Source organism: Aliivibrio thorii (assembly GCF_057368585.1).
Map to the genome: position 1 here is coordinate 2,439,897 of NZ_CM170654.1, position 19,861 is coordinate 2,459,757.

A 19,861-nucleotide genomic window follows, 5' to 3' on the forward strand; every position below is an offset into this window, starting at 1 on the left:
GGCTTGTGATATTTTTTCTTATTTTTTCGAATTAACGCTACAAAAAACAACATTAACCAACTGAATTAATTATAGAACTCCAATCTATTCTTTATTATGAGAAATGCATATTCGATCGCACTTTGCCTTACTTCACTACGATCACCAGTAAAATACACAGTAGTTTCTTGATGCCAATTCGTTTTATCTGCAAAACCAAAACACACAGTCCCAACAGGCTTATCTTCTGTTGCCCCTCCTGGGCCTGCAATGCCACTAATTGAGACACTAATATCAGCATGGCTGTTGCGTAACGTCCCTATTGCCATCTCTTTGACTACCGCTTCGCTTACCGCACCAAAAGCACTTAACGTATCTAAACTAACACCCAATGACTCTTGCTTTGCTTCGTTACTGTAGGTAACAAAACCTCGTTCAAACCAAGCTGAACTGCCTGCATTTTCTGTTGCGCAAAAAGCGACACCACCACCAGTACAAGATTCTGCACAAGCCATCGTTTTACCTTGTTGCATCAATAGTTCGCCAACTTCTTGTGCGAGTTGAGCATTTTTTGTCATATCCATGAAATTCTTCCCATCTTGATTCGAATTTTATTCATTCTATCTTTGATTGCAGTCTTGATTCACGTATTCTTAACGGCAAATATTCTCTCCATCTATTAGGTCTCGTTGTGGCAATAAAATCAACTGAAAAACACACCCCAATGATGCAACAGTACTTGCGTTTAAAATCTGAAAACCCGGATATCTTACTGTTCTATCGTATGGGCGATTTTTATGAACTTTTCTATGATGATGCCAAACGAGCCTCTCAGCTTCTTGAAATATCGTTAACTAAACGAGGCTCTTCTGCTGGTGAACCGATTCCAATGGCAGGTCTACCTTATCATGCCGTTGAAGGTTACTTAGCCAAATTAGTTCAGCAAGGCGAGTCTGTTGCTATCTGTGAGCAAATTGGCGATCCCGCAACAAGTAAAGGCCCTGTAGAGCGTAAAGTGGTTCGTATTGTCACTCCAGGGACGGTAACGGATGAAGCACTTCTTCCTGAACGCTTTGATAACCTAATTGCGGCGATTTATCATCACAAAGATAAATTTGGTTACGCTACATTAGACATTACTTCTGGCCGATTCAAAGTCTCAGAACCAAGTACTGAAGAAGCAATACTTGCAGAATTACAACGAACCTCTCCTACAGAGCTTTTGTTTAGTGAAGATTTCGAACCCGTTCATTTATTAGAAAAACGTAGCGGTAACCGTCGTCGTCCAGTATGGGAATTTGAGTTAGAAACCGCTAAACAACAATTGAACCAACAGTTTGGTACACGTGATCTCATTGGTTTTGGGGTAGAAAAAGCGGAGTTTGGTTTATGCGCAGCTGGCTGTTTAATTCAATACGTAAAAGACACGCAACGTACAACCTTACCTCACATTCGCTCTATTGTAATGGATCATCAAGATGACTCAGTGATCTTGGATGCAGCAACACGCCGCAATTTAGAGATTACTCAAAACTTAGCGGGTGGCTTTAATCATACGTTATCAGAAGTTCTCGATCACACATCAACTGCGATGGGTAGCCGTCTGTTAAAACGCTGGTTACATCAACCAGTAAGAACTCACAATGTATTAAACCAACGCCTTGATGCGATTGGGGAATTAAAAGAGAGCGGATTATTCACAGAACTAGCTCCACAACTAAAACAAATTGGTGATGTTGAACGAATTCTTGCACGCTTAGCCTTACGCTCTGCTCGTCCAAGAGATTTAGCTCGTTTACGTAACGCATTACAACAATTACCTGAATTGGCACAAAGCACTCAAGAGTTTGAACAAAGCCATTTATTAGAGCTTGCTTCCCTTGCACAGCCTATTGATTCTATTTGTGAGTTATTAGAACGAGCAGTAAAAGAGAACCCTCCTGTTGTTATCCGCGACGGCGGTGTATTAGCTGATGGTTATAATGAAGAGCTCGATCAATGGCGAGATCTCGCTAATGGTGCGACGTTATTCTTAGAAAAATTAGAGCAAGAAGAGCGCGAACGTCATGATATTGATACTTTAAAAGTCGGTTATAACAACGTTCATGGTTTTTATATCCAGATCAGCAAAGGTCAAAGTCACAAAGCACCTGCTCACTATGTTCGTCGCCAAACATTGAAAAATGCAGAACGCTACATTATTCCTGAGCTGAAAGAGCATGAAGATAAAGTGCTAAGCTCAAAATCAAAAGCACTAACGATAGAAAAGAAACTGTGGGAAGAATTGTTTGATCAACTTCTGCCTCACTTAGAACAACTTCAATTAATGGCTAATGCGATTTCTGAATTAGACGTATTAAGCAACCTTGCTGAGCGTGCTGATACCTTAAATTATTGCCGCCCTACCTTATCATCAGATATTGGAATGAAGATCGAAGGTGGTCGCCATCCTGTTGTTGAACAAGTGATGAGTGACCCATTTATTGCCAATCCAATCAATCTAAATGATAACCGAAAAATGTTAATCATTACCGGACCGAATATGGGGGGTAAATCAACCTACATGCGTCAAACAGCATTGATTGCTTTAATGGCTCATGTTGGTTGTTATGTTCCTGCCGATTCGGCTCAAATAGGCACATTAGATCGAATTTTTACTCGAATTGGAGCATCAGATGACCTGGCTTCTGGCCGCTCAACTTTCATGGTTGAAATGACAGAGACAGCAAACATACTTCATAATGCCACCAAACACAGTTTAGTTTTAATGGATGAAATTGGTCGCGGTACAAGTACTTATGATGGGCTATCTCTTGCTTGGGCAAGTGCCGAATGGTTAGCTACAAAAATTAATGCAATGACACTATTTGCAACTCATTACTTTGAATTAACTGAATTACCAAATTTATTTAATGGTTTAGCCAATGTCCATTTAGACGCCGTAGAACATGGTGATGAAATTGCCTTTATGCACGCAGTGCAAGATGGCGCAGCCAATAAATCTTACGGCCTAGCGGTTGCTTCACTGGCTGGCGTGCCAAAAACAGTCATCAAAAAAGCAAAACAAAAACTTCAACAACTTGAGAATGGGCAGCCTAAAAATCAACCATTAACAACAACTCAAGTAAAACAAGAGCATCAACTGTCTCTTATTCCTGAACCAAGTGAAGTTGAAGAAGCATTAGCAAAAGTGAATCCTGATGATTTATCTCCACGCCAAGCATTAGAAGAACTGTATCGTCTAAAAGCACTCTTGTAACTTCTATTTCCCCAATTGAATTAAGGCAATGATTTACTGTTATTGCCTTTTTATACATTCCCTTTCCTTCTCTTTATTCTTTCCTATCTTATTTATATAAAAAGTATGATCTCTATAGAAAATTACCTCTCATTATTTTTAACTGAATTTGACTATTAACTCAAAAGGCCTTTTACTTAACATATATTTAACAATAAATAAGAACTATAAATTGCAGGATGCCGCCATGAGCCAATCATTATTCGATCACAATGCTAACCCACAACTCCCTCACGAGGCGATGCTTGAATGGGCTGAAAAAAAACCAAATGATATTTTCCTTCGTCAAATTAAAGAAAGAAATTTTGTTGATTACACTTTCTCGGAAGTTGTAGATAAAGCATTACGACTGGTTACTTCATTACAGCAACTTGGTATACAGCCAAAAGACAGAGTTGCTTTGATTTCTAAAAATTGTGCAGAATGGTTTATTACTGATTTAGCTTTAATGCTTGGGAATTTTATCAGTGTTCCTATTTTCCCAACTGCTAGGTTAGAGACAATTGAACATTGTTTAACGCATAGTGATAGTAAAGCGCTTATCGTTGGGAAACTCGATAATAATGAAGCAACAACGCAAGCCATACAAAATCTTCCTCAACTCTCTACTATCGCTTTTGATTATGATTCCGCGGCTTCGTGTCAGTATCAATTTGAGCAACTAATCCAAAATAACCCACCGTCCGAATTTAGACCCGACCATAATGGCAATACATTAATGTCGATTGTCTATACCTCTGGAACCTCAGGGTTACCAAAAGGAGCAATGTTAACCTTTGGTGGGTTCAGTCGCTCATCCAAGCACTTAGTTAATCATATTGGCATGAAGCCTGATGACCGATTATTTTCTTATTTACCTCTCGCACATATTACAGAGCGAGTTTATATTTTAGGTTCAGCCTTCTTTGGCGGTATTCAAACAGCCTTCCCTGAATCTTTAGACACCTTTATCGATGATGTAAAAATGCATCGCCCAACGCTATTTATTTCTGTTCCACGATTATGGACGGTCTTCCAACAACGAATTCAAGATAAATTGCCTCAGAAAAAACTCAATATATTACTCAAAATCCCGTTTGTTAATAGCTTAATCAAACGTAAATTGGCTGATGGTTTAGGCTTAGATAAAGCTCGAGTTCTAGGTTGTGGATCTGCACCAGTTTCTGCCGGATTATTAAAATGGTATGAAAGCATTGGTTTAAATATTACTGAAGCATGGGGAATGACAGAAACATTTGCTTATAGCACGCTCAACCACCCTTACCGTTCAGATAAAGTTGGTACGGTTGGCTCAGCAGGTCCTGGCGTTGAATTAAAAATAGCAGCCGATGAAGAGATTTTAGTTCGAGGAGACGGACTCTTTGCAGGCTACTATAAAAATGATGAAGCAACAGCAGAAACGTTTAATCAAGAAGGTTGGCTACATACTGGAGATATTGGCTACATTGATTCTGAAGGGTTCTTAACAATACAAGGCCGTAAAAAAGACACATTCAAAACAGCTAAAGGGAAGTTTGTTGCTCCTGTTCCTATCGAAAAACGTATTTTTGATTTAAGTAACTTAGAAATGATGTGTCTTATTGGTTCTGGTCTACCTGGCCCCATTCTACTCGCAGTCCCTCATTCATATACAAACTTCGATCAAGCTCGTTACGAGCGAACAGCTCTCAAGAACTTAGATACCATCAATAGTGGCTTAGAGTCACACGAAAAACTAAAAGGTATACTAATGGTTAAAGAGGCTTGGAGTATAGAAAATGGCATTTTAACCCCAACACTAAAGATTAAACGTCATATTTTAGAGAAAAAGTATCATGACTTTGCTTTTGAATGGCCAAAAGATAAAAAAATAATCTGGGAATAAGCAATAGAACCCAAAGATAACATAGAATAAAATCAATCTAAAAACAAAAAAGACAGTAAACGGCTATAAAAATCACTTTACTGTCTTTTTTATTGAAAAAATAAAGAAAAAAATCGCCGATTGAATAATAAAAATAAAAAACACGTTAAATTTCATTGAATTCTTACAAATAAACTAATCTAGTACAAAACTGAGAATTAATAGCTTATTTATTAAAAATATAAAGTAATGCAACCGTTTGTTATAAATAACAAACAATACAAAGTAAAACAAACAAAATCAATCACTTAAATTAAATTAAACTACATACAAAGAATAGGACTAACTTTTCCTTATTGACATTGTTATTATTTTCTTTAGACTCCTGTCCGTTTATCAAAATACTGACCAAAAAAACATTCAGACAAACGGAGTTACACATGTCTCATGACAATGATTTCAGTTTAGGCCCTGTACCTAAGACCGCAAGAAAAGGCGTTGTTTCACTTACTTTAGTAATGCTTGGACTCACCTTTTTCTCTGCAAGTATGTGGACAGGGGGATCGTTAGGGACAGGGCTCTCTTTTGATGATTTCTTCCTTGCTGTTCTCATTGGTAATTTAATTCTCGGTATTTACACTTCTTTTCTTGGCTACATCGGCGCTTCAACTGGTCTCTCTACTCATCTCCTAGCTCGTTTCTCTTTTGGTTCTAAAGGTTCTTGGATCCCCTCTTTACTTCTTGGCGGTACTCAAATCGGTTGGTTTGGTGTTGGTGTTGCGATGTTTGCAATCCCTGTCCACAAAGCAACAGGCATTGATACCAACGCATTAATCGTAATCTCAGGTCTATTAATGACAGTTACCGTTTATTTTGGTATCTCTGCATTAATGGTTCTTTCTATGATTGCCGTCCCAGCTATTGCCATTCTTGGTGGTTACTCAGTATTAACGGCTGTTGATAGTGTTGGTGGCATTACAGAGCTTCAAAAGATTCAGCCGACAGAGCCGATGGACTTTTCTGTTGCACTTGCCATGGTTGTAGGTTCATTCATTAGTGCAGGTACATTAACCGCTGATTTTGTTAGGTTTGGAAAAAAAACAATGGGCGCAGTTGCTATCACCATGATTGCATTCTTTATTGGTAACTCATTAATGTTCATCTTTGGTGCTGCTGGTGCAGCAGTAACTGGTCAGTCTGATATTTCAGAAGTAATGATAGCTCAAGGTCTACTGATCCCAGCAATCATCGTATTAGGTTTAAATATCTGGACAACTAACGATAACGCTCTTTACGCATCAGGTCTTGGCTTCTCAAATATCACCGGCTTACCAAGTAAGTATATTTCAATGCTTAATGGGTTAATTGGTACTGTTTGCGCATTATGGTTATATAATAACTTTGTTGGCTGGTTAACTTTCCTATCAATAGCTATCCCACCAATTGGAGGGGTTATCATCGCTGACTTCTTTATGAATCGTAAGCGTTACATGGATTTTGAAAACACAAAATTTCAAACGATTAACTGGGCAGGTATAATCGCTGTTGCTATTGGGGTTGCTGCTGGTAATTTCCTACCTGGTGTTGTTCCTGTAAACGCCGTTTTTGGTGGCGCACTAAGTTATCTAGTACTTAACCCTCTTTTAAACAAAGAAAAAGCATCTAAAACAGAAGCTGCACAGAAGAATTCTTATGACTAATTTATTAATTAAAAATGTGGCATTACGAGACCAAGAAGGGTTATTCCAAATCTTGATCCAAGATGGTCAATTCAAAACTATCGTATCAAATGAGCAAGATCTTGCTTTTTCAGGTGATACCTTAGATGCAGAGGGCGGCCTTGCCAATGCACCATTTTGTGAGCCTCATGTTCACTTAGATACGACTCAAACTGCAGGTGAGCCAAGCTGGAATATCTCAGGTACTCTTTTTGAAGGAATTGAACGTTGGTCTGAGCGTAAAAAACTACTCACTATTGAAGACGTTAAGAGTCGCGCTAAGCAAACTCTGAAATGGCAAATCGCTAATGGCATTCAGCATGTTCGTACCCATGTAGACGTATCTGATCCAACTCTTATTGCACTAAAAGCAATGCTTGAAGTAAAAGAAGAGATGAAAGAATGGGTTGATATCCAAATTGTCGCTTTCCCTCAAGAAGGCATTCTTTCTTACCCAAATGGTAAAGAGCTATTAGAAGAAGCGGTTCAGCTTGGTGCTGATGTGATTGGTGCTATCCCTCACTTTGAATTTACTCGTGAATACGGTATTGAATCTCTGCATTACGTTTTTGAATTAGCACAAAAATACGATCGTTTGATCGATGTTCATTGTGATGAAATTGATGATGAACAATCACGTTTTGTTGAAACCCTAGCGGCACTTGCTCATAAATTTAATATGGGTGAAAAAGTAACAGCAAGCCACACCACAGCAATGCACTCTTACAACGGTGCTTACGCTTCTCGCTTATTCCGTTTATTAAAAATGTCAGGCATCAATTTTGTTGCAAACCCATTAGTGAATATTCACTTACAAGGGCGCTTTGATGACTATCCTAAGCGTCGTGGTATTACCCGCGTTAAAGAGATGCTTGCAAGTGATATCAACGTCTGCTTTGGTCATGATGATGTATTTGACCCATGGTATCCATTAGGTACAGCAAATATGCTACAAGTACTGCATATGGGGCTGCATGTATGTCAAATCATGGGTTATGAGCAAATTAACCAAGGTCTTGACCTAATTAGCTATAAATCAGCAAGAACGCTAAATATTCAAGATAACTATGGTATTGAAGAAGGTAAGCAAGGTAACTTAATTATTTTACCTGCAGAAAATGGTTTTGATGCACTTCGTCGCCAAGTTCCTGTTCGTTACTCAATCCGTCAAGGTAATGTGATTTCAGAAACTCAGCCAGCAACAACGACCATTACTTTAGATAAACCAGAAGTGGTTTCATTTAAGCGTTAATTGGAAATTCAATAATCAGATACCAATGGGAGCCTTTGTGCTCCCATTTTTTATGAATATTCTTTAAGGGTGAATGCTATACTTACCCTAATTCAAGATAAATGGCGATATTATGACACAGCAAAATAACCCGCTTCACGGTTTGACCCTGCAGGCAATCTTAACAGAATTAGTTGAACATTACGGTTGGGAGGAATTAAGCTACATGGTTAACATCAATTGTTTTAAATCTAATCCAACCATTAAATCGAGTTTGAAATTTTTGAGAAAAACCGAGTGGGCGCGAGTGCGAGTAGAGAATATCTATTTAAAACTTCAACGTCATAAAGAAAAAGCAGAAAAATTAAATTAATCTTAATAATACCAATCTACATAAGTATTTGATCATTCTTACTTGTGAAAATCGATTAAAAACAAAAAGCCCCGCAAGTAAACTTGCGGGGCTTTTTTAATTAAAGAGCGTTAGCCAGAATTACTTCTTAGCGTTAGCTTCTTTAACGTCAGCAATTACTTGCTCTGCTACGTTCATTGGACAAGGTGCGTAGTGAGAGAACTCCATAGAGAACTGACCACGACCAGAAGTCATTGTACGTAGTGAACCGATGTAACCAAACATTTCTGAAAGAGGGATGTCAGCTTTAACACGAACACCAGTTACGCCAGCCATTTGGTCTTTGATCATCCCACGACGACGGTTAAGGTCACCAATTACATCACCAACGTGATCATCTGGGGTGAACACGTCTACAGCCATGATTGGTTCTAGAAGTTGAGCACCAGCTTTAGGCATAGATTGACGGAATGCACCTTTCGCTGCGATTTCAAATGCTACTGCAGATGAATCGACTGCGTGGAAACCACCATCTAGAAGTTCGATTTCAACGTCAAGAACAGGGAAACCAGCAAGAACACCAGTATCCATCATGCCTTTGAAGCCTTTCTCGATTGCAGGCCAGAATTCTTTAGGAACGTTACCGCCCACGACAGAAGACTTGAATGAGAAGCCTGAACCAACTTCACCTGGCTTCATAACGTAATCGATCTTACCGAATTGACCAGAACCACCAGATTGTTTCTTATGCGTGTAGCTATCTTCAACAGGTTGAGTGATAGTTTCACGGTAAGCTACTTGAGGTTGACCAACAGTAAGGTCTACACCGTATGTACGACGAAGGATATCTACTTTAATGTCTAGGTGAAGCTCCCCCATACCTTTAAGGATTGTTTCGCCAGTTTCTTCGTCAGTTTCAACTTGGAAAGATGGATCTTCTGCAACCATTTTACCGATAGCAATACCCATTTTCTCAGTACTGCCTTTATCTTTAGGCGTTACTGCGATAGAGATTACTGGTACAGGGAAAACCATTGGCTCAAGCGTTACTGCGTGCTTAACATCACATAGAGTGTGACCAGTTTGCACGTTTTTCATACCTACGATAGCGATGATATCACCAGCTTGTGCGTAAGTTAATTCGTTACGATCATTCGCTTGCATCTCAACCATACGGCCAACACGCTCAGTTTTACCTGTGAATGAGTTAAGAATTGTATCGCCTTTGTTCAGTTTACCAGAGTAAATACGAACGAAAGTTAGAGCACCAAAACGGTCATCCATGATTTTGAATGCTAGCGCTTTGAATGTTTCATCAACAGAAACGATAGCGTGTTCGCCAGTTTCTTCGCCTTCTTCGTTCATTAGCGGTTGTGGATCTACTTCTGTAGGAGAAGGTAGGTAATCAACAACAGCATCAAGGATTAATTGCATACCCTTGTTTTTGAACGCAGAACCACAGAATGCAGGGAAGAAGTCCATTGTGCGAGTACCCTTACGGATACATACTTTAAGTTGCTCAATAGTTGGCTCTTCGCCTTCCATGTATGCTTCCATTAGGTCGTCGTCTTGCTCAACAGCAGTTTCAACTAGCATTTCACGGTATTCTTCTACTTGATCAACCATGTCCGCAGGAACATCAGTGATTTCGTAGTTTTCAGGAAGACCAGAGTCATCCCAAACGTATGCTTTACGAGTTAGAAGGTCTACAACACCAACGAAATCGTCTTCGATACCGATAGGTAGAACCATAACTAGTGGGTTAGCACCTAGTACGTCTTTAGTTTGCTTAACAACACGGAAGAAGTCAGCACCCATACGGTCTAGTTTGTTAACGAAAATAATACGTGCAACTTCTGATTCGTTCGCGTAACGCCAGTTAGTTTCTGATTGAGGTTCAACACCACCAGAACCACAGAATACACCGATACCACCGTCAAGTACTTTAAGAGAACGGTAAACTTCTACTGTGAAGTCAACGTGTCCAGGAGTATCGATAACGTTAAAACGGTGATCTTTCCAGAAACAACTTACAGCTGCTGATTGGATAGTAATTCCGCGCTCAGCTTCCTGTTCCATGAAGTCAGTAGTAGATTCGCCATCATGAACTTCACCAGTTTTGTGGATCTGACCAGTAAGTTTTAGGATACGTTCAGTTGTGGTAGTTTTACCCGCATCAACGTGCGCGAAAATACCAATATTTCTGTATTTTGATAAATCAGTCATTGTTTTACTCTATTAATAGGATAGAAAATGCGCGCAGAGTATAACATAAACTGCCAATTGGTATATGCTTTGTTCTATTTTTGGATAGAATTTAGCCCAATTAGCCCCTGCTTACTTTCTGCTATGGCAAATTATAGACGAATTTACACAATTTCAAATACAAAGAATAGTGAAAATTCGTAATTATTATCGATTATAGCTCATCGAAGGCATCAATTGCCTCTGATAATTTCTTCACACCATGAATTTGCATGCCTTCAATACCGCCTTTAGGCATATTGGCAGCAGGAACAATCGCGCGTTTAAAACCATGTTTATAGGCTTCCATTAAACGCTCTTGTCCACTTGGTACTGGTCGAATTTCGCCAGCCAACCCGACTTCACCAAAAACCACTACATCTTTTGGTAATGGACGGTCTTTGAAACTGGATAATAATGCCATGATTAAAGCTAAGTCAGCACTGGTTTCTGCCACTTTGACACCACCAACAACGTTAACAAAAACATCTTGGTCGGCCATCTGTAACCCACCATGTTTATGAAGTACAGCAAGTAACATTGATAATCTATTTTGATCTAAGCCAACAGAGACACGGCGAGGATTTGATAATTGAGAATAATCAACTAGCGCTTGTATCTCTACAAGCAGAGGACGAGTTCCCTCCCAAACAACCATCACTGAGCTGCCTGATGTTTCTTCCTCTCCACGAGATAAGAAAATAGCAGAAGGGTTATTAACCTCTTTTAGTCCCTGCCCTGTCATGGCAAATACACCGAGTTCATTCACAGCGCCAAAGCGGTTTTTATTACAGCGTAATGTTCTAAAACGACTGTCAGCACTACCATCAAGCAATACTGAACAGTCAATAATATGCTCGAGAACTTTAGGCCCAGCTAATGTACCGTCTTTTGTTACATGTCCAACAAGAAAAATAGAAACATTATTTTGCTTTGCATAACGCGTTAGAGTGGTTGCTGACTCCCTCACCTGAGAAACACTGCCTGGGGAAGACTGCACATCATCAACATGCATAACCTGAATTGAATCAATAACCATTATTTTAGGTTTTTCTTTTTCTGCGATCTGGCAAATTTTATCAATACTGGTCTCAGATAACATTTTTAAATTATCTTTTGGCAACCCTAGTCGAGATGCTCGCATCGCTACTTGTTGAAGCGACTCCTCACCAGTGATATACAGGGTAGGCATGTGTGCGGCTAATTGACACATAGTTTGCAATAACAGCGTTGATTTACCAGCGCCAGGATTACCACCAATCAAAATAGCAGCTCCCGGAACAATGCCACCACCGAGTACCCTATCAAACTCTTTAAATGTAGTCGTAAACCTAGGGACTTCTTGCAGATCAATACTCGATAGAGATTGCACTGTCGATTCTATAGTAGAACCAGCATAACCACCTATTAACCGCTCGTTTCGAGCAACTTGAGGAGAAGCTGCCAATCTTACTTCTGTTATCGTGTTCCACGCCCCACAAGCACTACACTGCCCTTGCCAACGAGGGAAGTCTGCCCCACAATCATTACAAACGTAGGCTCGTTTTGCTTTTGCCATATATCACCGACATAAATATTATTAAAGTGATGGGTATTACTATTTAACTCATTAGTGTTAAATATTTTAGCAATTCTGCCGATAACCCCATTAGATTGTTATTACTGTACCAGAAATCATGCAGCAAGAAGAATATCAAAGCTACGTAGATCAACTTATCCCTGTCTTTGGCGAACCTGATTTTGAATTAGTTTGCGCTCAAGTTATGGCACATGAACACCCTTCTGTTCATTTAATCGTAAAGATTGAATTGAAGCGCATCATGACGCCTTGTAAAAAGAACATTGATTTACGTGGTCGAGTAAAAGGACAGTGCCATCAATATGAATTAGATGGTTATACTCACTGGCTGGATGATGTTGCCATTAATACTTACCATAAGACTATTGAGCGTTATGGTAGCTACACTGAAGGTGTATGGGCGGCATTAACTAACACAAGAAATAACTTTCGAGTTCTACATAAAAACAAAGAACTTATTGCTGCTGTTGATGGAAGTAACGACATCAACCTATTTAAAGCAAGATTAATTCGCTTTGGGCATTATTTAACGCGTAGTGAAAATCGATTACGTATGTCTACTCAAGTGACCGTTTTATTACCTAATGGTAATCTTATTCATGGCACAAGCAGCGATTTATCTTCTTCTGGTGCTCGAATTAAAGTACCAACTGCGTTTGAATATGGTTTAGGTCAGATTATCCAAGTCAGCTTCCCAAGTCTTGCAAAAGATACGGGAATCAAAGATCTTAATGGTGACTTTCCTTATCGCATACTTGGTATTCATGACAGCGAAGAAAATGACAGCTACCGTTGGTTACGCTTAAAAATGGAAGCAAATCATGATGTCATCGCGACAGCTATTGATGAGAAATTAAATAAAAATAAGCGCCGAACTCAACATGATCAAAAAGATCAAATAGTACGAGCTAGAACTCAAGGTTATGAACATTGTTTTTTAAAGCATACTACAAATATTCCTCTGTTCTTCTCTGGTGATAGCCTAAAGTACGCCGTAATCACAGAACACAATGAATCCCTTTGGAAGCATTGGCATGATGAAAAAAATCAGCCAGTCATCAATCATCTATTTAAAACTGAACGCATGCAGTTTTTAACCAAACCAGGATTAAAAGCCAGTCGCACGCATTTTTATAGCTTTAAACATGATCATGAAGATCGAGAGCTTTTCTATTCCATGATGTCATCAGAAGCAACTCAAGAAGAACGTCAGTTGTTTTGGCATATCGGCGCAAAAAGAAAAAGCTGGAAAGTGATACGTCTTTCACTATTTGAATTAGAGAAAGGCGATAAAGAAAGACTTCTCACAGTTGCTCCGGAGATGGAGGGCGTACTTTCGACTCTAACACACATGGGGATCTTAACGGAAATTAATCTTTCTGAAACACAGAAGGATTACCTACTAACGGATAAGCCAAGCCTTGAACCGAAAGCGTTAAATTCATATCGCCATCCTGTAACACCACTTTGTCAGGCGCATGCTTTATATTTTGACTCTGCTCCACGTCGAACAGAGCCAAGGTTCAATTATCAAACATTAATTACGTTATCTCACCCTAGTTTTGGAGAGATAACAGGTAGAACTCTCGATATTTCAATTAATGGTTTATCTATTCTTTTGGATAAACCTGCATTGCTAACTAAAAAATCTGACGTAAAAATAACGTTTAATGATCTACAAAATCTAGACAAAAATACGCCATTAAGTCGTATTGGCTATCATGTATTGAAAGTCGCGTCTGATGGAAAAAACATTCAATTACATATTGAAGATAACCTACAAACTCAAAAGAGTAAGGCATTTTTAGGTCGCTTAATCCAACATAATATCGAAAGATTACCAATGGATTATGAACAACTGCCATCAATGGACATGCTAAGAATTATGCATCAATTGTTGTTAACAAAACTAACAACAACACCATTTTTTATTGAGAAAGATAATCATAAAATTAAAACCCGATGTATTGGGGTTAATTTTCCACTTAATCGATTAAATAAAATTTGGCAGCATTTAGGCGATGAACAAAGTTTAAACTTAGAACCCATTTTCAAATCAAGAGTGCAAAAACTACTGATTGAACCATTGAAAACACCAGCGAATCAACGATCTCATCATCATGAGATTTATATTGCTGTCGTAATAAAAGATGGAAAAATAAAATCCGTATTCACTCGAATGCTACAAGAGTTTTCATCGTATAATGACCGTTTGACTTTCATAAGGAAAGCCAAAGAACACGGTGAGTTTTTAGCAATTAGAGTAACAACTACTGCGGTTAAAAACCCATTGTCAACAACCTCTGAAATTGAACTAAGCCAACTAGCACAATATGCAATTCATTATGCAAGAGCGCTAGAAGATGAGTTATCAAGCATTGTGGGTTGTGGCGAAATAGCAGATATTACAGACGAAGTTCTTATCCGACTAGAACTAGGGTAACCCTTGAAAAGTGGAAGATTATTCAATAATTAAATGAATAATCTTCCACTTTAATAATCTACCAACTCAATTTTTTATTAAGTAGAAGGGATGCAGAAAGTATACAAGCAACGCCACCCAAATCAGCATGGCGCACTGCGGTTTGCGCTTGTTCTTGAACTTTTGGTTTTGCATGATAAGCGATCCCAAGCCCTGCGGCTTCCATCATTACTAGATCATTGGCACCATCGCCAACGGCAACGGTATTGCTTATCTCTATGTCATATTTATCCGCTAGTTCTACTAAAATTTCAGCTTTAGTTTCAGCACTTACAATTTCACCTAACACTTTTCCCGTAAGCTTACCGTCTATTATTTCTAGTTGATTTGATTGAGCATGAACTAGATTTAATTCTTCTTTTAGATAATCAGAGAAATAAGTAAAACCACCAGAAGCAATAGCTGGTTTCCAGCCCTGTTGATGCATGGTAGCTATAAGTTCTCTGATTTCAGGCATAAATGGGAGCGTTGATTTCACTTGAGCTAATATTGATTCATCAGCCCCTTCAAGAGTGCCTACACGCTGAAGTAAACTGTCTTTAAAATCGAGTTCACCTTGCATTGCTCGCTCTGTTACTTCAAATACTTGTTTACCTACACCAGCAAGCTTTGCAATCTCATCAATACACTCTATCTCTATAGCAGTAGAGTCCATATCAAATAAAATAATACCCGGCTTGGATAAATCTGGAATGTCTTTTATTTCAGCATAATCAAGTTCTAGAGCATCAAGAATCGTTTTGTGTTCAGAGGTTATTGCACCGGCTATAGCGGCGACTTCATAATGGCCAACTTTCCAAGTCGCTATGACTTTAGGTGACTCACCAACAAAGAAATCGATGTCTTGAAAATGTTCTGGGGACAAATGATATCCATACACTATCCAACCTATTTTTTTTATATCAAGTTGACTTATTTCTAGCGTTGATGAGAACCGCTTTAACAAAGGTATGTTTTTCTTAATTAACAGTGGAGCTATCGTATCCATGATTCGTATCCTTACTAATCCTATCTCAAAAATACCGATTGAAGAGCAGATGAGCAATAGTCAAACGACATAAACTGCTATTTTTTTTTAATTTGGGTATAATTCCGACACTCTAATTTCTCTGGTGCTAATTAATGTTGTCTCAAAATTTTGTCATCAAAGGTCTAATGTTACTTTCTCTTATGGCGTTCAGTTATTTCATCTTAATTAACAGTACAGTGATCAGTGACAGCAACCAAGTTATTCAAAATAAACAATTACAAGACCTAAGTCGAACTATGGCTCGCCAAGCCGCTCTTTTTTCTGTTGATAACATTAAACAAGATAATCATGAAGGATTACTATTATTAGCGAATAACTTAGCTAAAGAATCTTTAGTATTTGATGCCACTATTTATGATTCTGAAGGTGGTATTTTAGCTAAAAGTGATAACGCACTTACAGCATCTCAAATTACAGGCTTAAATACGCCACTATCAATTGATGGGATTGGTCGACAACAACTGATTGAACCGATTGTCAAAAATGACCATTTACTGGGATTTTTAAGAATTACCTTTGAGAAATCAACCTTAACAGGCTTTGCTAACCATCACTATCGCAAAAGTGACCGTTTGATGTTTGGTATGCTAGCAATAAGTTTGGTCTCTGGAATGCTTATTATGGCTTTACTTCGAAAACGTAAAAATTCGAGCAAGCCTATTACTACCTTATTTGGTGGGAAATCATAAAAAGAAAGGCGGTGAAGTTACCTTCATCGCCTTTTTTACATCTAAACGTTTTGGTTATACGTATTATTTGTCGCCAAGTAGGACTGAATCTAATGCGATTAACATCATCTCATCAAACGTTGTAGCACGCTCATCAGAAGTAGTTTGCTCACCAGTCTTAATGTGATCTGATACGGTACAAATTGCCAGTGCTTTTGCACCATATTCTGCAGCAACACCGTACATGCCAGCCGCTTCCATCTCTACACCTACGATGCCATATTTGTCCATTAGGTCAAACATGCTTGGATCTGGCGTATAGAACAACTCAGCAGAGAAAAGGTTACCTACTTTTACATCGATACCACGTGCTTGAGCAGCTAATTCTGCGTTACGAACCATTTCATAATCAGCAATCGCTGCAAAGTCATGATCTTTAAAACGAATGCGGTTCACTTTTGAATCAGTACATGCGCCCATACCGATAACAACATCACGTAGTTTGATGCCATCATTCACAGCACCACAGCTGCCTACACGGATCACTTTTTTAACGCCAAAATCTTTTACTAATTCAGTCATGTAAATAGAACATGATGGAATGCCCATGCCATGGCCCATAACAGAAATCTTACGACCTTTATAAGTCCCGGTAAAACCATACATATTACGTACATCGCACACTTGAACTACATCGTCTAAAAAAGTTTCAGCAATATATTTTGCACGGATTGGGTCTCCAGGCATCAGTACTACGTCTGCAAAATCACCCATTTCAGCATTAATATGTGGAGTAGCCATAAGTTTATATCCTTTCTTTTAACTTTAAATAGAAAAAAGCAGTAGAGAGGGCCCTACTGCTTATCATTTTTATAGGAAAGATTTTCCATATTCCATATCAGAGGTTTCAAAGTACTCTGCTAAGGTTTGACCAATATCTGCAAATGTATCACGACGCCCTAATGAGCCAGCAGGTACTTTATGACCATAAACAATCACTGGGATATGTTCACGTGTATGATCGGTTCCCGGCCATGTTGGATCACAACCGTGATCCGCTGTTAGAATAAGAAGATCATCTTCTTTTAGCATATCCATGATCTCAGGAAGACGACCATCAAAATATTCTAACGCTGCAGCATAGCCAGCAACATCACGACGGTGGCCATACGCTGAATCGAAATCGACAAAGTTAGTAAATACGATAGTGTTATCACCTGCTGTTCCAATCGCATCTTTAGTCGCATCAAACAGTGCAGGAATACCTGTCGCTTTGGTTTTTTGAGTAATACCACAACCTGCGTAAATATCAGAGATTTTACCAATTGAATGAACGTGGCCGTTCCTCTCTTCAACTAATTTTTGCAGTACAGTCGTTGCAGGTGGCTCTAATGATAAATCACGACGATTACCTGTACGCTCAAATTTACCTTTGCCTTCACCAACAAATGGACGCGCAATTACACGGCCAATGTTGTAATCAGCAAGCTCTTCACGAGCAATCTGACAAAGCGTTAGCAAATTATCTAAACCAAATGTCTCTTCATGACAGGCAATTTGGAATACTGAATCGGCAGAGGTATAGAAAATAGGCATGCCTGTTTTCATGTGCTCTTCGCCCAAATCATCAAGTACTTGAGTTCCTGATGCATGGCAGTTACCTAGGTAACCAGAAAGATTTGCACGAGCAAGAATTCGATCAGTCAGTTCTTTAGGGAAGCTGTTTGTTTTATCAGAAAAGTAACCCCAATCAAACAATACTGGAACACCGGCGATTTCCCAGTGACCTGAAGGCGTATCTTTACCTGAAGACAATTCAGCCGCATGGCCGTAAGCACCAATGATCTCAGCGTTCGCATCTAAACCTGCTGCAAATTGACCTGTTGATTCTTTACCCGCCATCGCTAAACCAAGCTTAGAAAGGTTCGGAAGAGTTAAAGGTCCTTGACGATTACTGTTGTCAGCTAGGCCTTTATCACACTGCTCAGCAATATGACCCATAGTATCTGAACCTACATCGCCAAATTTTTCAGCGTCGCCTGCGGCACCGATACCAAATGAATCTAGTACTAAAATTATTGCACGTTTCATGTTTTCTTCCTTACACATCTTCAGGGCGAATTGTGCGATAAACTTCCGGAGTCATTTCTGGTTGTTCATCACTAATCACGATTGCTGCTTTTACCGCATCCGCTGCTTGTTGCCATTGTTCTTCACTGCGAGCATGGATCATCGCTAGTGGTTGTTCTGTATCTGCTGTTTGACCAAGACGGATCATATCACTTAAACCAACCGCATAATCAATAGTATCGGTTGCAACACGACGGCCACCGCCCATACCTACAACTGCCATACCCAAATCACGAGTATCCATTACATTAACGAAACCGGCTTTATCTGCAAATACAGGTTTAATAATTTGTGCGCTTTCTAAGTGGTTATCGTAATTTTCAATAATGTCACTTGGACCACCAAGACCAAATACCATTTTACCAAAGCATTCTGCTGCTTTGCCATTATCTAATACCGTTTGTAATTTAGCTCGAGCTTCTTTTTCATCTTTTGCTAAGTTAGCAATTACTAGCATCTCAGCACATAGTGCCATCGTTACTTCGTATAAACGAGGATTACGATATTCACCCGTTAAGAAACGAATCGCTTCACGTACTTCTAATGCATTACCGGCTGTAGAGGCCAATACTTGGTTCATATCAGTAAGCAGTGCAGTTGTCTTAGTTCCAGCTCCATTTGCTACTGCTACGATAGATTTTGCTAACTCTTCAGATGCTTCGTAAGTTGGCATAAATGCACCAGAACCGACTTTAACATCCATTACTAACGAGTCTAAACCTGCCGCTAATTTCTTAGATAAGATAGAGGCCGTGATCAATGAAATATTATCAACAGTTGCTGTTACATCACGAGTGGCATACACACGTTTATCAGCAGGAGCTAAATCACCTGTTTGGCCAATAATCGCCACACCCGCTTCTTTGGTTACTTTTCCAAAAATCTCATTGCTTGGCATAATATTGTAACCAGCAATTGATTCTAGTTTATCCAATGTACCACCAGTGTGACCTAAGCCACGACCAGAGATCATTGGAACATAGCCACCACACGCAGCAACCATAGGACCAAGCATTAATGAAGTCACGTCACCAACGCCACCTGTTGAATGTTTGTCAACAATAGGTCCGTCAAAGTTCATGTGACTCCAATCAATCACCATTCCTGAATCACGCATTGCACAGGTTAATGCGATACGTTCAGGCATTGTCATTTCATTAAAATAAATCGCCATAGCAAACGCTGCGATTTGTCCTTCCGACACGGTATTATTTGCAACACCTTGAATAAAGAAGTTAATTTCTTCTGTTGTTAGTACTTTATTGTCACGTTTTCTGCGAATAATCTCTTGTGGTAGATACATTAGT

Annotated in this window: 14 protein-coding genes; 7 read left to right on the top strand and 7 right to left on the bottom strand. The window is 39.1% G+C overall.

Translation table 11 applies throughout. The features are described 5' to 3' along the window. Positions 1-65: 65 nt before the first annotated feature. A complete protein-coding gene (locus AC2IP4_RS11120; protein WP_375321823.1) occupies positions 66-563 on the bottom strand; it encodes a CinA family protein in 498 nt (165 codons plus the stop codon). 113 nt (positions 564-676) lie between these two features. Here AC2IP4_RS11120 and mutS point away from each other — a divergent pair, with 113 nt between their 5' ends. The 5 genes from mutS to AC2IP4_RS11145 all read left to right on the top strand — a co-directional run bounded on the left by mutS (position 677) and on the right by AC2IP4_RS11145 (position 8,442). Continuing rightward, on the top strand, positions 677-3,238 hold the full coding sequence (gene mutS / locus AC2IP4_RS11125; protein ID WP_375322848.1) for a DNA mismatch repair protein MutS: 2,562 nt from the start codon (positions 677-679) through the stop codon (positions 3,236-3,238). Between the two features lie 226 nt (positions 3,239-3,464). Continuing rightward, a complete protein-coding gene (locus AC2IP4_RS11130; protein WP_375321822.1) occupies positions 3,465-5,141 on the top strand; it encodes an AMP-binding protein in 1,677 nt (558 codons plus the stop codon). Between the two features lie 419 nt (positions 5,142-5,560). Beyond that, on the top strand, positions 5,561-6,820 hold the full coding sequence (gene codB / locus AC2IP4_RS11135) for a cytosine permease (RefSeq protein WP_486307016.1): 1,260 nt from the start codon (positions 5,561-5,563) through the stop codon (positions 6,818-6,820). Then, complete coding sequence (locus AC2IP4_RS11140) at positions 6,813-8,090, top strand: cytosine deaminase (RefSeq protein ID WP_375321820.1); 1,278 nt, start codon at positions 6,813-6,815, stop codon at positions 8,088-8,090. Before codB ends, AC2IP4_RS11140 begins: the two co-directional genes overlap by 8 nt. A gap of 112 nt (positions 8,091-8,202) precedes the next feature. Next, entirely contained in the window at positions 8,203-8,442 is a 240-nt protein-coding gene (locus tag AC2IP4_RS11145) for a VF530 family protein (RefSeq protein ID WP_375321819.1), read from the top strand. A gap of 120 nt (positions 8,443-8,562) precedes the next feature. Here the strand turns inward: AC2IP4_RS11145 and fusA are convergent, their stop codons facing one another. Both fusA and radA read right to left on the bottom strand, forming a co-directional pair. Beyond that, on the bottom strand, positions 8,563-10,647 hold the full coding sequence (gene fusA, locus AC2IP4_RS11150; RefSeq protein ID WP_105054058.1) for an elongation factor G: 2,085 nt from the start codon (positions 10,645-10,647) through the stop codon (positions 8,563-8,565). A 193-nt stretch (positions 10,648-10,840) separates the two neighbouring features. Then, positions 10,841-12,223: a DNA repair protein RadA gene (gene radA / locus AC2IP4_RS11155; RefSeq protein WP_105054057.1), complete on the bottom strand. Its 1,383-nt coding sequence runs from the start codon at positions 12,221-12,223 to the stop codon at positions 10,841-10,843. A gap of 118 nt (positions 12,224-12,341) precedes the next feature. Between radA and AC2IP4_RS11160 the strand changes: the two genes are divergently transcribed. Then, a complete protein-coding gene (locus tag AC2IP4_RS11160; protein ID WP_375321818.1) occupies positions 12,342-14,687 on the top strand; it encodes a PilZ domain-containing protein in 2,346 nt (781 codons plus the stop codon). Positions 14,688-14,745: 58 nt separating this feature from the next. On the opposite strand, the gene serB is transcribed toward AC2IP4_RS11160, so the two are convergent. After that, positions 14,746-15,714, bottom strand: a complete 969-nt coding sequence (gene serB / locus AC2IP4_RS11165) for a phosphoserine phosphatase (RefSeq protein ID WP_375321817.1) — start codon at positions 15,712-15,714, stop codon at positions 14,746-14,748. A 134-nt stretch (positions 15,715-15,848) separates the two neighbouring features. On the opposite strand from serB, the gene AC2IP4_RS11170 reads away from it, so the two are divergent. After that, a complete protein-coding gene (locus tag AC2IP4_RS11170) occupies positions 15,849-16,445 on the top strand; it encodes a YtjB family periplasmic protein (protein WP_105054055.1) in 597 nt (198 codons plus the stop codon). A gap of 63 nt (positions 16,446-16,508) precedes the next feature. On the opposite strand, the gene deoD is transcribed toward AC2IP4_RS11170, so the two are convergent. The 3 genes from deoD to deoA all read right to left on the bottom strand — a co-directional run bounded on the left by deoD (position 16,509) and on the right by deoA (position 19,857). After that, positions 16,509-17,225 carry a purine-nucleoside phosphorylase gene (deoD, locus tag AC2IP4_RS11175; protein WP_105054054.1) on the bottom strand — a complete coding sequence of 239 codons (717 nt, stop codon included), beginning with the start codon at positions 17,223-17,225 and terminating at the stop codon, positions 16,509-16,511. Between the two features lie 69 nt (positions 17,226-17,294). Continuing rightward, positions 17,295-18,515 (bottom strand): phosphopentomutase, encoded by a 1,221-nt coding sequence (gene deoB, locus AC2IP4_RS11180; RefSeq protein WP_375321816.1) that lies wholly within the window; start codon positions 18,513-18,515, stop codon positions 17,295-17,297. A 10-nt stretch (positions 18,516-18,525) separates the two neighbouring features. Then, positions 18,526-19,857: a thymidine phosphorylase gene (gene deoA / locus AC2IP4_RS11185; protein WP_486310281.1), complete on the bottom strand. Its 1,332-nt coding sequence runs from the start codon at positions 19,855-19,857 to the stop codon at positions 18,526-18,528. Positions 19,858-19,861: the final 4 nt, after the last annotated feature.

What these genes read in the sequence shown, in the direction of transcription:
- AC2IP4_RS11120 (WP_375321823.1), bottom strand. Translation starts at nt 563, where the DNA reads ATGGATATGACAAAAAATGCTCAACTCGCACAAGAAGTTGGCGAACTA.
- AC2IP4_RS11130 (WP_375321822.1), top strand. Translation starts at nt 3,465, where the DNA reads ATGAGCCAATCATTATTCGATCACAATGCTAACCCACAACTCCCTCAC.
- codB (WP_486307016.1), top strand. Translation starts at nt 5,561, where the DNA reads ATGTCTCATGACAATGATTTCAGTTTAGGCCCTGTACCTAAGACCGCA.
- AC2IP4_RS11140 (WP_375321820.1), top strand. Translation starts at nt 6,813, where the DNA reads ATGACTAATTTATTAATTAAAAATGTGGCATTACGAGACCAAGAAGGG.
- AC2IP4_RS11145 (WP_375321819.1), top strand. Translation starts at nt 8,203, where the DNA reads ATGACACAGCAAAATAACCCGCTTCACGGTTTGACCCTGCAGGCAATC.
- fusA (WP_105054058.1), bottom strand. Translation starts at nt 10,647, where the DNA reads ATGACTGATTTATCAAAATACAGAAATATTGGTATTTTCGCGCACGTT.
- radA (WP_105054057.1), bottom strand. Translation starts at nt 12,223, where the DNA reads ATGGCAAAAGCAAAACGAGCCTACGTTTGTAATGATTGTGGGGCAGAC.
- AC2IP4_RS11160 (WP_375321818.1), top strand. Translation starts at nt 12,342, where the DNA reads ATGCAGCAAGAAGAATATCAAAGCTACGTAGATCAACTTATCCCTGTC.
- serB (WP_375321817.1), bottom strand. Translation starts at nt 15,714, where the DNA reads ATGGATACGATAGCTCCACTGTTAATTAAGAAAAACATACCTTTGTTA.
- AC2IP4_RS11170 (WP_105054055.1), top strand. Translation starts at nt 15,849, where the DNA reads ATGTTGTCTCAAAATTTTGTCATCAAAGGTCTAATGTTACTTTCTCTT.
- deoD (WP_105054054.1), bottom strand. Translation starts at nt 17,225, where the DNA reads ATGGCTACTCCACATATTAATGCTGAAATGGGTGATTTTGCAGACGTA.
- deoB (WP_375321816.1), bottom strand. Translation starts at nt 18,515, where the DNA reads ATGAAACGTGCAATAATTTTAGTACTAGATTCATTTGGTATCGGTGCC.
- deoA (WP_486310281.1), bottom strand. Translation starts at nt 19,857, where the DNA reads ATGTATCTACCACAAGAGATTATTCGCAGAAAACGTGACAATAAAGTA.